The organism is Pseudomonas sp. GW823-FHT05G12 (assembly GCF_058795575.1).
Map to the genome: position 1 here is coordinate 1736082 of NZ_CM179501.1, position 15831 is coordinate 1751912.

Annotated in this window: 15 protein-coding genes; all 15 read left to right on the forward strand. The window is 62.9% G+C overall.

Going from position 1 to position 15831, the window contains the following annotated elements; translation table 11 throughout:
* The 15 genes from flhB (at window position 1) to AC3RCM_RS08110 (ending at window position 15762) form a co-directional block, all read left to right on the forward strand.
* The gene (flhB, locus tag AC3RCM_RS08040; RefSeq protein WP_104886512.1) at window positions 1-1143 is read left to right on the forward strand and encodes a flagellar biosynthesis protein FlhB; all 1143 of its coding nucleotides are present in this window, start codon (window positions 1-3) and stop codon (window positions 1141-1143) included.
* A 369-nt stretch (window positions 1144-1512) separates the two neighbouring features.
* Window positions 1513-3642 (forward strand): flagellar biosynthesis protein FlhA, encoded by a 2130-nt coding sequence (gene flhA, locus AC3RCM_RS08045; protein ID WP_003254410.1) that lies wholly within the window; start codon window positions 1513-1515, stop codon window positions 3640-3642.
* Window positions 3643-3653: 11 nt separating this feature from the next.
* Window positions 3654-4961 (forward strand): flagellar biosynthesis GTPase FlhF, encoded by a 1308-nt coding sequence (flhF, locus tag AC3RCM_RS08050; RefSeq protein ID WP_014590160.1) that lies wholly within the window; start codon window positions 3654-3656, stop codon window positions 4959-4961.
* Between the two features lie 93 nt (window positions 4962-5054).
* Window positions 5055-5888, forward strand: a complete 834-nt coding sequence (gene fleN, locus AC3RCM_RS08055; RefSeq protein WP_003254408.1) for a flagellar synthesis regulator FleN — start codon at window positions 5055-5057, stop codon at window positions 5886-5888.
* A complete protein-coding gene (gene fliA, locus AC3RCM_RS08060) occupies window positions 5885-6625 on the forward strand; it encodes an RNA polymerase sigma factor FliA (RefSeq protein ID WP_003254406.1) in 741 nt (246 codons plus the stop codon). Before fleN ends, fliA begins: the two co-directional genes overlap by 4 nt.
* Before the next feature lie 107 nt (window positions 6626-6732).
* On the forward strand, window positions 6733-7107 hold the full coding sequence (locus AC3RCM_RS08065; protein WP_010955070.1) for a chemotaxis response regulator CheY: 375 nt from the start codon (window positions 6733-6735) through the stop codon (window positions 7105-7107).
* Window positions 7108-7128: 21 nt separating this feature from the next.
* On the forward strand, window positions 7129-7917 hold the full coding sequence (locus AC3RCM_RS08070) for a protein phosphatase CheZ (RefSeq protein ID WP_010955069.1): 789 nt from the start codon (window positions 7129-7131) through the stop codon (window positions 7915-7917).
* A gap of 12 nt (window positions 7918-7929) precedes the next feature.
* Entirely contained in the window at window positions 7930-10179 is a 2250-nt protein-coding gene (locus tag AC3RCM_RS08075) for a chemotaxis protein CheA (RefSeq protein WP_104886511.1), read from the forward strand.
* Window positions 10180-10225: 46 nt separating this feature from the next.
* On the forward strand, window positions 10226-11338 hold the full coding sequence (locus tag AC3RCM_RS08080; RefSeq protein ID WP_020191817.1) for a protein-glutamate methylesterase/protein-glutamine glutaminase: 1113 nt from the start codon (window positions 10226-10228) through the stop codon (window positions 11336-11338).
* Window positions 11338-12078, forward strand: coding sequence for a flagellar motor protein (locus AC3RCM_RS08085; protein ID WP_014590163.1), 741 nt, complete (start codon window positions 11338-11340; stop codon window positions 12076-12078). Before AC3RCM_RS08080 ends, AC3RCM_RS08085 begins: the two co-directional genes overlap by 1 nt.
* A 3-nt stretch (window positions 12079-12081) precedes the next feature.
* Window positions 12082-12939, forward strand: coding sequence for a flagellar motor protein MotD (motD, locus tag AC3RCM_RS08090; RefSeq protein WP_104886510.1), 858 nt, complete (start codon window positions 12082-12084; stop codon window positions 12937-12939).
* A 223-nt stretch (window positions 12940-13162) separates the two neighbouring features.
* Entirely contained in the window at window positions 13163-13951 is a 789-nt protein-coding gene (locus AC3RCM_RS08095) for a ParA family protein (RefSeq protein WP_010955064.1), read from the forward strand.
* Window positions 13951-14844, forward strand: a complete 894-nt coding sequence (locus AC3RCM_RS08100) for a CheW domain-containing protein (protein WP_064491800.1) — start codon at window positions 13951-13953, stop codon at window positions 14842-14844. The genes AC3RCM_RS08095 and AC3RCM_RS08100 overlap by 1 nt, the downstream gene beginning before the upstream one ends.
* A 41-nt stretch (window positions 14845-14885) precedes the next feature.
* A complete protein-coding gene (locus tag AC3RCM_RS08105; protein ID WP_003254393.1) occupies window positions 14886-15365 on the forward strand; it encodes a chemotaxis protein CheW in 480 nt (159 codons plus the stop codon).
* 1 nt (window position 15366) lies between these two features.
* Window positions 15367-15762, forward strand: coding sequence for a DUF2802 domain-containing protein (locus tag AC3RCM_RS08110; RefSeq protein ID WP_010955062.1), 396 nt, complete (start codon window positions 15367-15369; stop codon window positions 15760-15762).
* Window positions 15763-15831 lie beyond the last annotated feature (69 nt).

Below are 15831 nucleotides of genomic sequence, written 5' to 3' on the forward strand. Positions count from 1 at the left end.
ATGGCAGAAAGCGAGAGCGGTCAGGACAAGACAGAAGACCCCACCGAAAAGCGCAAGCGCGACGCCCGCGAGAAGGGCGAGGTCGCCCGCTCCAAGGAGCTGAACACGGTGGCGGTGACCCTGGCGGGTGCCGGTGGCCTGCTGGCGTTCGGTGGCCACGTGGCCGAGACATTGCTTGCGTTGATGCGCATGAACTTCAGTTTGACCCGCGACATCATCGTCGATGAACGGGCCATGGGTGCCTTCCTGCTGGCCTCGGGCAAGATGGCCATATGGGCGGTGCAGCCGGTGCTGATCCTGCTGTTCGTGGTTTCCTTCGTGGCGCCCATCGCGCTTAGTGGCTTCCTGTTCTCGGGCAGCTTGCTGCAGCCAAAATTCAGCCGCATGAACCCGCTGGCGGGGATCAAGCGCATGTTCTCGATGCAGGCCCTGACTGAATTGCTCAAGGCGCTGGCCAAGTTCTTCGTGATTCTGGTGGTGGCGGTGGTGGTGCTCTCCGGTGATCGCCAGGCCTTGCTGTCGATTGCCAATGAGCCGCTGGAGCAGGCGATCATCCATAGCTTGCAGGTGGTGGGCTGGAGTGCCTTGTGGATGTCAGCCGGGCTGTTGCTGATTGCCGCGGCAGATGTGCCGTTCCAGCTGTACCAGACGCACAAGAAAATGAAGATGACCAAGCAGGAAGTGCGCGACGAGTACAAGGACAGCGAGGGCAAGCCCGAAGTCAAGCAACGTATTCGCCAACTGCAGCGCGAGGTGTCGCAGCGGCGCATGATGGCGGCGGTGCCGGATGCAGACGTGATCATCACCAACCCGACGCATTATGCGGTGGCTTTGCAATACGACCCGGAGAAAGGCGGTGCGGCGCCGTTGCTGCTGGCCAAGGGTAGCGATTTCATGGCGTTGAAGATTCGTGAAATTGGCGTGGAGCACAACATCCAGATCCTCGAATCGCCGGCGCTGGCGCGGGCGATTTATTACTCCACCGAACTTGAGCAGGAGATCCCGGCGGGGCTGTACCTGGCGGTGGCGCAGGTGCTTGCGTATGTGTTCCAGATTCGCCAATACCGCGCCGGCAAGGGCAAGCGCCCAGAGCCGCTGAAGGACGACCTGCCGATCCCGCCGGACCTGCGCCGCGACAGTTGATCTTGTGTCACGGCTTCTGGCTCTTTCGCGGGTAAACCCGCTCCTACCACGGTGGTGGGCACATGTCGGCGGTTGGCGCGCTGTAGGAGCGGGTTCACCCGCGAAAGGGCCGGGCCTGCTGGCCAATCTCCACCCGCCGTTCACCGTTGCCGCCGCTACCGTATTCGCGGGTAAACCCGCTCCTACACCTGATCGGGGATGGACACACATCGGTGATTGGGCGCGGGCCGTCGTGTAGGAGCGGGTTTACCCGCGAAAGGGCCGGTACCAGCAACATAAATCCTTCGCCGAGCAAAGTTGGAAAGCTTCTTGCAAAGCCACGCCCAGGCGCCCCCTGGGCGTCAAAGTTTTGCATCAAGAGGACTCGCGGTGGATCGCACTCAGTTAATCAGCAACGCCCGCAACAACCTGGCCGGGCTCGGCCGGGGCAACCTGGGTGTGCCGCTGTTGCTGCTGGTGATGTTGGCAATGATGATGTTGCCGATACCGCCGTTCCTGCTCGACGTGTTCTTCACCTTCAACATCGCCCTGTCGATCGTGGTGCTGCTGGTCTGTGTATACGCCTTGCGCCCGCTCGACTTTGCCGCGTTCCCGACCATCCTGCTGGTGGCCACGTTGTTGCGCCTGGCCCTGAACGTCGCGTCCACCCGTGTGGTCATGCTGCATGGCCAGGAGGGCCATGGCGCTGCCGGTAAAGTGATCCAGGCCTTCGGTGAGGTGGTGATCGGCGGTAACTACGTGGTCGGTGCCGTGGTATTCGCCATCCTAATGATCATCAACTTCGTGGTGGTGACCAAGGGTGCCGGGCGTATCTCGGAAGTGAGTGCGCGTTTCACCCTCGACGCCATGCCTGGCAAGCAGATGGCCATCGACGCCGACCTCAATGCCGGCCTGATCGACCAGGCCCAGGCCAAGCACCGCCGTGCCGAGGTGGCGCAGGAGGCCGAGTTCTACGGTTCGATGGACGGTGCCAGCAAGTTCGTGCGCGGCGACGCCATCGCCGGCTTGCTGATCCTGTTCATCAACCTGATCGGTGGCATGCTCATCGGCATGCTGCAGCACAATATGTCGTTCAGCGAGGCCGGCAAGGTCTATGCCCTGCTGACCATCGGTGACGGTTTGGTGGCGCAATTGCCATCACTGCTGCTGTCCACCGCCGCCGCGATCATGGTCACCCGTGCTTCAGGCTCTGAAGACATGGGCAAGCTGATCAACCGGCAGATGTTCGATTCGCCCAAGGCGCTGGCGGTGTCGGCGGGGCTGATGATCGTCATGGGCCTGGTGCCGGGCATGCCGCACATTGCCTTCCTCAGCCTTGGCCTGATGGCGGCCGGCGGCGCCTACCTGGTGTGGAAGAAGCAGCAGCAGGCCAAGGTCAAAGCCCAGCAAGAGGCGCAGCGCCAGCAGGACCTGCTGCCCTCGCCTCAGCGCGCGCTGGAAACCAAGGAGCTGGGTTGGGACGACGTCACCCCTATCGACATGATCGGCCTGGAGGTCGGCTATCGGCTGATCCCGCTGGTCGATCGCAACCAGGGCGGCCAGTTGCTGGCGCGGATCAAGGGCGTGCGCAAGAAGCTGTCGCAGGACCTGGGCTTCCTGATGCCCACCGTGCACATTCGTGACAACCTCGACCTGCAACCCAGCGCGTACCGCCTGACCCTGATGGGGGTGATTCTGGCCGAGGCGGAGATCTATCCGGACCGCGAACTGGCGATCAACCCTGGGCAGGTGTTTGGCACCCTCAACGGTATTGCCGCGCGCGACCCGGCGTTTGGCCTGGAGGCGGTGTGGATCGACGTCGGCCAGCGCTCACAGGCGCAGTCGCTGGGTTACACCGTGGTCGATGCCAGCACCGTGGTGGCCACCCACCTCAACCAGATCCTGCAGAAGCACTGCCACGAGCTGATCGGCCACGAAGAGGTTCAGCAGCTGCTGCAGGTGCTGGCCAAGGCATCGCCTAAACTTGCAGAAGAGCTGGTCCCGGGCGTCATTTCCTTGTCGGGGCTGCTCAAGGTGCTGCAAGCCCTGTTGTCGGAACAGGTGCCAGTGCGCGATATTCGCAGTATTGCCGAGGCCATCGCGAACAACGCGGGCAAGAGTCAAGATACCGCCGCGCTGGTGGCGGTGGTGCGCGTCGGATTGTGTCGCGCCATCGTGCAAAGCATTGTCGGCGTTGAGTCGGAGCTACCAGTGATTACCCTGGAGCCAAGGTTGGAACAGATTTTGCTGAATAGTCTGCAAAGGGCCGGGCAGGGTCAGGAAGACGGTGTTCTTCTGGAACCTAGCATGGCCGAGAAGCTGCAACGTTCGCTGATCGAGGCGGCCCAGCGCCAGGAAATGCAGGGTCAGCCGGCCATTCTGCTGGTCGCCGGCCCGATCCGCGCTATGTTGTCGCGTTTCGGTCGCCTGGCTGTACCGAATTTGCATGTTCTGGCGTATCAGGAAATACCTGACAACAAGCAAGTCACCATCGTTGCCACCGTGGGCCCTAACGGCTGAGGTAGGGGATAATGCAAGTTAAGCGATTTTTCGCCGCCGATATGCGTCAGGCCATGAAACTGGTCCGTGACGAGCTGGGCGCCGATGCCGCGATCATTGGCAACCGCCGCATTGCCGGTGGTGTCGAGCTGACGGCCGCGCTGGACTACAAGCTGTCCGCCCTGGCCCCGCGTGTGCCCAACGCCGAGCTGGAAGAAGAGCTGCGCAAGACCCATACGCGCATTGCCACTGCCCAGGCCGAGCTGGACCAGCGCCAGGACAGCAGCGACAACAACCGCCAATTGTTCGCCGGGCAATCTTTGACCGCTGCCGAACCGTTGATCGAGCCGCACGTCGAGGCCCCGGAGGCCGCCGCCGTACCGGCTGCTGCGCCGGTTGACCCACGCCTGTTCGATGCCATGCGCTCCGAGCTGTCGGGCCTGCGCGAGCTGCTGGAAGTGCAACTCGGCTCGCTGGCCTGGAATCAGCTGCAGGGCAGCAAGCCGCAGCAGGCCAACCTTTGGCGCCGCCTGCAGCGTATTGGCCTGTCCGGGCCGATCGCCCGCGAGCTGCTGGACCTGACCGCCGAGATCGAAGAGCCGCGCCAGGCCTGGCGCATGCTGCTGGCTCACTTGGCGCGGATGATCGAAGTGCCTGAAATCGAGCCGATCGAAGAGGGCGGGGTGATTGCCATGGTCGGCCCGGCGGGCATGGGCAAGACCACCACCCTGGCCAAGCTGGCCGCGCGCTACGTGCTCAAGTACGGCGCGCAGAACCTGGCGCTGGTGAGCATGGACAGCTTCCGTATCGGCGCCCAGGAGCAGCTCAAGACCCTGGGCCGCATCCTCAACGTGCCGGTGACTTACGTCGACCCGGGCCAGTCGCTGGCAGCAGCGCTGGAACCACTGCTGCGCAAGCGCGTGGTGCTGATCGATACTGCCGGCCTGCAAGCCAGCGACCCTGCGCTGCGCATGCAACTGGAAACCTTGGCCGGGCGTGGCATTGCCGCGAAGAACTACCTGGTGCTGGCCACCACCAGCCAGAAGCAGGTGCTGACCGCCGCCTACCACAGCTACAAGCGCTGTGGCCTGGCCGGCTGCATCCTGACCAAACTCGATGAAACGGCGAGCCTTGGCGATGTGTTGAGCCTTGCCATCAGTCATGAACTGCCAGTGGCCTATCTTACCGATGGCCCACGCATTCCTGACGACCTGCACCTGCCGCGGGGCCACCAGTTGGTCACGCGGGCGGTGAATGTGCAGCAGCAGGACGAGCCCAGCGAAGAGGCCATGGCCGACATGTTCGCTGATCTCTATCACAACCCACGGCGAGCGGGTTGACCATGAAGCGTGTGCAAAGTCGCTATGCCAAGGGGCACGCAGAATTGCCCTACGTGTGGCCTGAGTCCCAGCGAGACAAGGTAAAGAACAGACATGGGTAGCATGCATCCCGTACAGGTGATCGCCGTGACCGGTGGCAAAGGTGGCGTCGGCAAGACTAACGTTTCAGTGAACTTGTCCCTGGCGCTGGCCGAGCTTGGCCGCAGGGTCATGCTGCTGGACGCCGACCTGGGCCTGGCCAATGTCGACGTGTTGCTGGGCCTTACCCCCAAACGTACCCTCGCCGATGTGATTGAAGGGCGTTGCGAGCTGCGTGACGTGATGCTGCAGGGCCCCGGCGGTGTGCGTATCGTACCGGCAGCCTCGGGCACCCAGAGCATGGTGCATCTGGCCCCGGCCCAGCATGCCGGGTTGATCCAGGCGTTCAGCGAGATCGGCGACAACCTCGATGTGTTGGTGATCGATACCGCTGCGGGTATCGGTGACTCGGTGGTCAGCTTCGTTCGCGCCGCCCAGGAAGTGCTGCTGGTGGTGTGTGATGAACCTACCTCGATTACCGACGCCTACGCGTTGATCAAGCTGCTCAATCGCGACTATGGCATGAACCGTTTCCGTGTTTTGGCCAACATGGCGCAGAGCCCGCAGGAAGGGCGCAACCTGTTTGCCAAGCTGACCAAGGTCACCGACCGCTTCCTTGACGTTGCCCTGCAGTACGTGGGGGCTGTGCCGTACGACGAGTGCGTGCGCAAGGCGGTGCAGAAGCAGCGTGCCGTCTACGAAGCCTTCCCTCGCTCCAAGTGCGCGCTGGCCTTCAAGGCGATTGCCCAGAAGGTCGACAGCTGGCCGCTGCCGGCCAATCCGCGCGGCCATCTGGAGTTCTTTGTCGAGCGCTTGGTGCAACCCACCAGCGCGGGACCCGTACTATGAACGCCAGCGGCTTCAAGATGTACAGCCGGGCGGCGAAGGACGCCCAGTACGAGCTGATCGAACGCTACGCGCCGCTGGTCAAGCGCATCGCCTACCACCTGTTGGCGCGCTTGCCGGCCAATGTGCAAGTCGAGGACCTGATCCAGGCCGGCATGATTGGCCTGCTGGAAGTGGCCAACAAATACGACGCCAGCAAGGGCGCCAGCTTTGAGACCTACGCCGGCATCCGCATCCGCGGGGCCATGCTGGACGAAGTGCGCAAAGGCGATTGGGCGCCGCGTTCGGTACACCGCAACACCCGTATGGTCAGTGATGCCATGCGTGCGGTTGAAGCCAGAACAGGCCGTGACGCTAAAGATCATGAAGTTGCTGCCGAACTCCAATTGAGTCTCGATGATTACTACGGGATCTTGAACGATACCCTGGGCAGCCGCCTGTTCAGCTTCGACGACCTGTTGCAGGACGGCGAGCACGAAGGGCTGCATGAGGATGGCGCCAGTGGCCAGGTCGAACCTGCGCGCGGCCTGGAGGAGGAGCGCTTCCAGGCTGCCCTGACCGAGGCTATCGCCAACCTGCCGGAGCGTGAGCGCCTGGTGCTGGCGCTGTACTACGACGAAGAGCTGAACCTCAAGGAGATCGGTGAGGTGCTGGGTGTCAGCGAGTCGCGGGTCAGCCAGTTGCACAGCCAATGTGCCGCGCGCCTGCGCAGCCGCCTGGGGGAATGGCGGGCGCGTTGAGCCCACTGTCGTTGCAGTCGTTTTCCACGTTGTACCGAATTGAATGAGTGCGTGCTCGGTAGGCCGAGCGCGTTTGAGACTGCTTGGAGGTCTAATTGGACAAGAACATGAAAATCCTCATCGTTGACGACTTTTCGACGATGCGGCGGATCATCAAGAACCTGTTGCGTGACCTGGGTTTCACCAACACCGACGAAGCCGATGACGGCACCACGGCGTTGCCGATGCTGGAAAACGGTCACTACGACTTCCTGGTGACCGACTGGAACATGCCGGGCATGTCCGGCATCGACCTGCTGCGTAAAGTGCGTGCCAGCGACAAGCTGAAAAGCATGCCGGTCTTGATGGTGACCGCTGAAGCCAAGCGCGACCAGATCATTGAAGCGGCCCAGGCCGGCGTCAATGGTTACGTGGTCAAGCCGTTCACCGCTCAGGTGCTCAAAGAGAAGATCGAGAAGATCTTCGAACGCGTCAACGGCTGAGTCACGTCAGGGGGGCGCGTCATGGATTCATCACAAACGTCTTTGGGCGAGTTCGAGTCGACCCTGAAGAAGCATGCCCAGGAGTTGGTCGAAAGCCTGGAGCGGGGCCGTTTCGGCGAGGCGGTACAGTTGATTCACGAACTGAACCAGACCCGCGACCGCGGCCTGTACCAGGAAGTCGGCAAGCTGACTCGCGAGCTGCACAGTGCCATCGTCAGTTTCCAGATCGACCCCACCATGCCGCAGGCAGAAGAGGTGTCGCAGATTACCGACGCCACCGAGCGTCTGTCGTATGTGGTCAAGCTCACCGAGGGCGCGGCCAACCGCACCATGGACCTGGTCGAGGAAAGCACACCGGTGCTCAATGAGCTGGCCAACGAGGCCAAGGCCCTGAGCACCGACTGGCAGCGCTTCATGCGCCGCGAAGTGGCTGCGCCGGAATTTCGTGATCTGGTCAAGCGAGTCGACAGTTTCCTGACGCACAGCGCCGAAGGTAACCGCAAGGTTTCCGGGCACCTCAACGACATTTTGCTGGCCCAGGACTATCAGGACCTGACCGGCCAGGTGATCAAGCGCGTCACCACACTGGTGACCGAGGTGGAAAGCAACCTGCTCAAGCTGGTGCTGATGGCCAGCCAGGTCGACCGCTTTGCCGGTATAAAACATGACCACGATCAATTGCGTGCAGAAAAAGATCGAGAAAAACATCCGACTCGGGGTGAAGGTCCGCAGATTCATGCCGATAAGCGTGAAGACGTCGTGTCCGGTCAGGACGATGTCGATGATCTGCTGTCCAGCCTTGGTTTTTAAGGAGCACGTTTGATGAGCTTCGGCGCCGATGAAGAAATCCTCCAGGATTTCCTGGTAGAGGCCGGCGAAATACTTGAGCAATTGTCCGAGCAACTGGTCGAGCTGGAAAGCCGACCTGACGATGCCGACCTGCTCAATGCGATCTTTCGCGGTTTCCACACTGTAAAAGGGGGCGCCGGCTTCCTTCAGCTGAACGAGCTGGTGGAGTGCTGCCATATCGCCGAGAACGTGTTCGACGTCCTGCGCAAAGGTGAGCGCCGTGTCGATGCGGAACTGATGGATGTGGTGCTCGAGGCACTGGATACGGTCAACAGCATGTTCGGCCAGGTGCGCGAGCGTGCCGAAGTGACACCGGCCACCCCCGCACTGCTGGCAGCGCTGTCGCGCCTGGCCGAACCTGGCGCAGCCGAAGCTGTTGCAGCGCCTGCACCGGCGCCGGTTGCCGACGTGGTGGCTGCAGCGCCGGCCGAGGCCGAGGAGCAACACCAGGACATCACTGACAGTGAGTTCGAGCAGTTGCTCGACTCGCTCGACGCGATCAAGGCGCAAGCGGCGGCCGACGAGCAGATGCAGGGCGAGACTGTCAGCGGTGCTGGTGATGAAATCACCGACGCCGAGTTCGAATCGCTGCTCGACCAGTTGCACGGCAAGGGCCAGTTCAATGCCGAGGTCGCCGCGCCGCCGGTTGCCGTCAGCAGCGAAGCGGTCAGTGATGAGATCACCGACGCCGAATTCGAATCGCTGCTCGACCAGTTGCATGGCAAGGGCACCTTCCAGGCTGGCGCCTTGCCAGCCGCCCAGGCACCAGCACCTGCCGCGCCAGACAACAGCGCAGCCAGCGATGAAATCAGCGAGCACGAGTTCGAAGCCCTGCTGGACCAGTTGCACGGCAAGGGCAAGTTTGGTGGCGATGTTGCCGCTGTAGAAGCCCCGGCTGCTGTCCAGGCGCAAGCGCCGGCTGCCGCCAAGGCCGAAAGCCCGCCAGTGACCAAGCCCGCTGCCGCGCCAGCGCCAGCGCCTTCGCCGGCCAGCAAACCTGCCGCGGCGCCTCGCGCGCCGGCCCCGGCCGCCGAAAAGCACGCCGCCAGCGAAGCGGAAACCACCGTGCGCGTCGACACCGCGCGCCTGGACGAGATCATGAACATGGTCGGCGAACTGGTGCTGGTGCGTAACCGCCTGGTGCGCCTGGGCCTGAACAGCGGCGACGAGGCCATGTCCAAGGCCGTGTCCAACCTTGACGTGGTCACCGCCGACCTGCAGACCGCGGTGATGAAAACCCGTATGCAGCCGATCAAGAAGGTCTTCGGCCGCTTCCCGCGCCTGGTCCGCGACCTGGCGCGCCAGTTGAAGAAAGAGATCAATCTGGAGCTGGTCGGCGAAGAGACCGACCTTGACAAGAACCTCGTAGAAGCCTTGGCCGACCCGCTGGTGCACTTGGTGCGCAATGCGGTCGACCACGGTATCGAGATGCCCGACGAGCGTGAAACGTCTGGCAAGGCGCGTACTGGCCGTGTAGTGCTGTCGGCCGAACAGGAAGGCGACCACATCCTGCTGTCGATCTCGGACGACGGCAAGGGCATGGACCCGAACATCCTGCGTGCCAAGGCCGTAGAAAAGGGCCTGATGGACAAAGACGCCGCCGAGCGCCTGAGCGAGTCGGACTGCTACAACCTGATCTTCGCCCCTGGCTTCTCGACCAAGACCGAGATTTCCGATGTGTCCGGGCGTGGCGTGGGCATGGACGTGGTGAAAACCAAGATCTCCCAGCTCAACGGCTCGATCAACATTTTCTCGGCCAAGGGCCAAGGCTCCAAGATCGTCATCAAGGTGCCGCTGACCCTGGCGATCATGCCCACCCTGATGGTGATGCTGGGCAACCAGGCGTTTGCCTTCCCGCTGGTCAACGTCAACGAGATCTTCCACCTCGACCTGTCGCGCACCAACGTGGTCGACGGCCAGGAAGTGGTGATCGTACGTGACAAGGCGCTGCCGCTGTTCTACCTCAAGCGCTGGCTGGTCCAGGGCCAGGTGCACGAAGAGCAGCACGAGGGCCACGTGGTGATTCTGTCGGTCGGCACCCAGCGCATCGGTTTTGTCGTTGATCAGCTGGTGGGCCAGGAAGAAGTGGTCATCAAGCCGCTGGGCAAGATGCTGCAAGGCACCCCGGGCATGTCCGGGGCCACCATTACCGGCGACGGTCGCATCGCGTTGATTCTCGACGTCCCGAGCATGCTCAAGCGTTACGCCGCGCGGCGTATTTGATTTCGGTGGCGCGCCCTGGCGGGTTGCGCCGCCTAATGGAGTGTTTATGGCAGTCAAGGTCCTGGTGGTGGATGATTCTGGTTTCTTCCGCCGCCGTGTCTCGGAAATCCTCTCGGCGGATCCAACGATCCAGGTAGTGGGTACCGCGACCAACGGCAAGGAAGCAATCGACCAGGCGCTGGCGCTCAAGCCCGATGTGATCACCATGGACTACGAAATGCCCATGATGGATGGCATTACCGCCGTGCGGCACATCATGCAGCGCTGCCCGACGCCCGTGTTGATGTTCTCGTCGCTGACCCATGAAGGCGCCCGCGTCACCCTCGACGCGCTGGATGCCGGCGCAGTGGACTACCTGCCGAAAAACTTCGAGGACATCTCGCGCAACCCTGACAAGGTCAAGCAGTTGCTGTGCGAGAAGGTGCACACCATTTCGCGCAGCAACCGCCGGATCGGCAGCTATGCCAGAACGGCGCCGGTCGCCGCGCCAGCGCCGGCCAGCACCTTTACCAGCCAGGCGCAGACGCGCCCGGCAGCGCCTGCCCGTGCAGTGGCCCCGACGCCGGCGGCCTCGCAGTCGCCGGCACCCAAGCGCAAACCCTACAAACTGGTGGCTATCGGTACCTCCACGGGGGGGCCGGTGGCGCTGCAGCGGGTACTGACCCAGCTGCCGGCCAATTTCCCGGCACCGATCGTGTTGATCCAGCACATGCCGGCGGCCTTCACCAAAGCGTTTGCCGAACGCCTGGACAAGCTGTGCCGCATCAGCGTCAAGGAAGCCGAAGACGGCGACATGCTGCGCCCGGGCCTGGCCCTGCTGGCCCCCGGTGGCAAGCAGATGATGATCGATGGCCGTGGCACGGTGAAGATCCTGCCCGGCGACGAGCGCCTGAACTACAAACCGTGCGTGGACATCACCTTCGGTTCGGCGGCCAAGTCGTACGGTGACAAGGTGTTGTCGGTGGTGCTCACCGGCATGGGCGCCGATGGCCGCGAAGGCGCGCGCCTGCTCAAGCAGGGGGGCAGCACGGTGTGGGCCCAGGATGAAGCCAGCTGCGTGATTTATGGCATGCCCATGGCCATCGTCAAGGCGAACCTAGCGGATGCCGTGTACAGCCTGGACGAAATCGGCAAGCACCTGGTGGAGGCGTGCGTCTGATGGACGTCCTCAGCCTGATCGGTCTGATCCTGGCTTTCGTTGCCATTGTCGGTGGCAACTTCCTTGAAGGCGGTCATGTCGGTGCACTGGTCAATGGCCCGGCGGCTCTGATCGTGCTGGGAGGCACCCTGGCGGCGGCGTTGTTGCAGTCGCCGCTGTCGTCGTTCAAGCGCGCCTTGCAGATTTTGCGTTGGATCCTGTTTCCTCCGCGGGTCGACCTGGCGGGCGGTATCGACCGCGTGGTGAACTGGAGCCTGACCGCTCGCAAAGAAGGCCTGCTGGGCCTGGAAGGGGTAGCGGACAGCGAGCCCGACCCCTATGCGCGCAAGGGCCTGCAACTGCTGGTGGATGGCGCCGAGCCGGAAGCCATCCGCAGCATCCTCGAGGTCGACCTCCTTACCCAGGAGGGCCGTGACATCCAGGCAGCCAAGGTATTCGAAAGCATGGGCGGCTATGCGCCGACCATCGGCATCATCGGTGCGGTCATGGGCCTTATCCATGTGATGGGCAATCTGGCCGACCCGTCGCAACTGGGCAATGGCATTGCCGTGGCTTTTGTCGCGACCATTTACGGTGTGGCCAGTGCCAACCTTGTGCTATTGCCGGTCGCCAGCAAGCTCAAGGCCATCGTCATGCGCCAGTCGCGCTACCGCGAAATGCTGCTCGAAGGCCTGCTGTCGATTGCCGAAGGTGAAAACCCGCGCTCGATCGAGCTGAAGCTGCAAGGCTTCATGGAGTAACCCATGCGTCGCCGTCGTCATACCGAGGAACACGAAAACCACGAGCGCTGGCTGGTGTCGTACGCCGACTTCATCACGTTGCTGTTCGCCTTCTTCGTGGTGATGTATTCCATTTCCTCGATCAACGAGGGCAAGTACAAGGTTATTTCCCAGGCCTTGCTCGGGGTATTCAACGACCCCGAGCGCAGCATGAAGCCGATCCCGATTGGCGATGAGCAGCCGCTGAGCGTGCGCCCGGCCGAACCGCTGGTCAAAGACAGCGAGCAGACCGAAGCGGGCCTGGCGGCGACCAATGTCGACCCGTTGAAAACCATCAGCGATGACGTGCGCGATGCCTTCGGCGACCTGATCAACAGCGACCAGATGACCGTGCGCGGCAACGAGCTATGGATCGAGATCGAGCTCAACTCGTCGCTGCTGTTTGGCAGTGGTGACGCGATGCCCAGTGACAAGGCGTTTGCGATCATCGAGAAGGTGGCCAGCATCCTCAAGCCGTTCGCCAACCCGGTGCACGTCGAAGGCTTCACCGACAACCTGCCGATCCGCACCGCGCAGTACCCTACCAACTGGGAGTTGTCCTCGGCGCGCGCGGCCAGCATCGTGCGGCTGCTGGCCATGGAGGGCGTCAACCCGGCGCGCATGGCTTCGGTGGGCTATGGCGAGTACCAGCCGGTGGCCAGCAACGATACCGCCGAAGGGCGCGCACGCAACCGCCGGGTGGTGCTGGTGATTTCCCGTAACCTGGAAGTGCGCCGCAGCCTGACAGGCTCGGGCAGCGCCAATGCCACACCGGATGCCGCATTGCGCCGGGCTGGCACACAAAGTGCACCGGCAATACAAGCAACGGTAGCGAAGCCGTGATACGTCAATTCCCCGTCGCTGATACGAACACGATTTTGAATGTGCCGCCGTCCCCTGTGGCAGCGGGCATGCCCGCGAAGCCAGCGACTCGGTGAATGGCACCGGCTACGCCGGTATTCGCGGGCTTGCCCGCTCCCACAGAGGGGCGTGCGAGTTTTGAAGTTTTGCGCATGACGGTTGTTTCTACAGTGTCCCTGCCAAATCAATAGATAGAGTTTGCTTGATGAGAGTCTGGGCAGTAGCCAATCAAAAAGGTGGCGTCGGCAAGACCACCACTACCATTGCCCTGGCCGGCCTGCTGGCCGAGGCCGGCAAGCGCGTGGTCGTCGTCGACCTCGACCCGCACGGCTCGATGACCAGCTACTTCGGGCACAACCCGGATGCCCTGGAGCACAGCTGCTACGACCTGTTCCTGCACAAGGGCACGGTGCCCGAAGGCTTGCCCGGGCAACTGCTGCTGCCCACCAGCGATGAGCGCATTTCGCTGTTGCCGTCGAGTACCGCCCTGGCGGTGCTGGAGCGCCAGTCGCCAGGGCAGAATGGCCTGGGCCTGGTAATCGCCAAGAGTCTGGCGCAGCTGTGGCAGGATTTCGACTATGCCCTGATCGACAGCCCACCCTTGCTGGGTGTGCTGATGGTCAATGCCCTGGCCGCCAGCCAGCAGCTGGTGATCCCCGTGCAAACCGAATTCCTTGCGGTGAAGGGCCTGGAACGCATGGTCGGCACCCTGGCCATGGTCAACCGTTCGCGCAAGCAGGCGCTGCCGTACCAGATCGTGCCGACCCTGTTCGACCGTCGTACCCAGGCGTCGCTGGGCACCCTCAAGTTGCTGCGTGACACCTACGGGCAGCATGTGTGGCAGGGCTACATCCCGGTGGATACGCGCCTGCGCGATGCCAGTCGCAAGGGCGTCACGCCTTCGCAGTTCGACAGCAAGAGCCGTGGGTTGATCGCCTACAGGGCGCTGCTCAAGCACCTGCTCACCTACAAGAACGCAGTGCAGGTGGCCTGATGACTCAAACCCGGCAAACCGGCACCCGGCCCCAGATGGCCCTGCAATCGTACCTGGACGGCTTGCTGCAGGAGGCCACCGAGGCCGAAGACCTGAGCGAGCAGCCGGCAGTGGCGGATGAATTCGCCGAGGCGGTGCGCGAGGAGCAGGCACGCGATGCCCGACAGCCAGCCCGGCCTGAGCCCGCCGAAGCCGCCGCCAGCTTTGCCCCGCGGCCATTCGCCGAACCCCGGCTGGCGGTACTGCCCAGCGTGATGCCGGTGGAAGCCCCGGTGGTGACGGTGGTCGAGCAGGAGATCGTGGCCGAAGCCAGCATCCCGGTACTGATCGAAGAACAAACCGTGGAACCGGCTGTGCCGCTGGTCGATGTGCATCTGCCGGCGCCCAACCTGCCCGTGCCCCCGGCCACTGTCGACGGTCGTCCGGTGTGGGCGGCCGAGCCGTTCGAATGCCTGCTGTTCGACGTTGCCGGCCTGACCCTGGCGGTGCCGCTGGTGTGCCTGGGCTCGATCTACACCCTGGCTGGCCAGGAGCTGACACCACTGTTCGGCCAGCCCGACTGGTTCCTCGGCATCCTGACCTGCCAGGCCGGCAACCTGAAGGTGCTGGACACTGCGCGTTGGGTAATGCCCGACCGCTACCGCGATGATTTTCGCCAGGGCCTGCAATACGTGATTTCGGTGCAGGGCTATGAATGGGGGCTGGCGGTGCATCAGGTCAGCCGCTCGCTGCGTCTGGACCCGTCGGAGATCAAGTGGCGCAGCCAGCGTGGCCAGCGCCCGTGGCTGGCCGGCACCGTAATCGAACACATGTGCGCACTGCTCGACGTCGCCGCACTGGCCGAGCTGATCGCCAGCGGTGCGGTCAAGCAGATGCACGCCAAACAGAAATGACACAGAACATACCGCCAACGGCGGATTTTGAGGGTAGGGGAATGAAAAAGTCGTCTGCACAAGGTTCCGAAGATCCGATCCTGCAGTGGGTTACCTTCCGTCTGGACAACGAGTCCTACGGCATCAATGTGATGCAGGTGCAGGAAGTCCTGCGCTACACCGAGATTGCCCCGGTGCCGGGTGCGCCGAGCTACGTGCTGGGCATCATCAACTTGCGCGGCAACGTGGTGACGGTGATCGACACGCGTCAGCGTTTTGGCCTGATGCCGACCGAAGTGACCGACAACACCCGTATCGTCATCATCGAAGCCGACAAGCAAGTGGTCGGCATTCTGGTCGACAGCGTGGCCGAAGTGGTTTACCTGCGCCAGTCCGAAATCGAAACCGCGCCGAACGTGGGTAACGAAGAGTCGGCCAAGTTCATTCAGGGCGTGTGCAACAAGAATGGCGAACTGCTGATCCTGGTCGAACTGGACAAGATGATGACCGAGGAAGAGTGGTCCGAGCTGGAGAACATCTGAGTTGATCCTAGAGGTTGCTGTCATCTTCCTGGCGCTGGCCTGGGCGCTGAGCCTGTGGTTTTTCCTCAACTACAGCAAGCGCCAGCGCGAGCTGGCTGCGCAGCAGGCCGAGGGCGATGCGCTGCGTGACCAGCGCATCAAGGACTTGGCCAAGCGTCTGGATGACTACCAGAACGGCACGGTGCGCATGGGTGAGGCCATCCATGAGCTGCGTGCGGCGGTGGCCACCCTGCCGGACCGGCTGGAGCGCCTCGAGCAGCGCGACCCCAGCAACGTTACTTTCAGCCAGGCGGCCAAGCTGGTGGGGATGGGGGCGAGTATCGATGAGTTGACCCAGAGCTGCGGCTTGACCCAGGCCGAGGCGGAGTTGATGAGCAAGGTGTACCGGGCTCCTTGACGGGGTACCCTCGGCAGCAGGTTCGTCGCCTGGGAAATCGAGCGGCGCCCATGCTCCGCTCGATCTGAA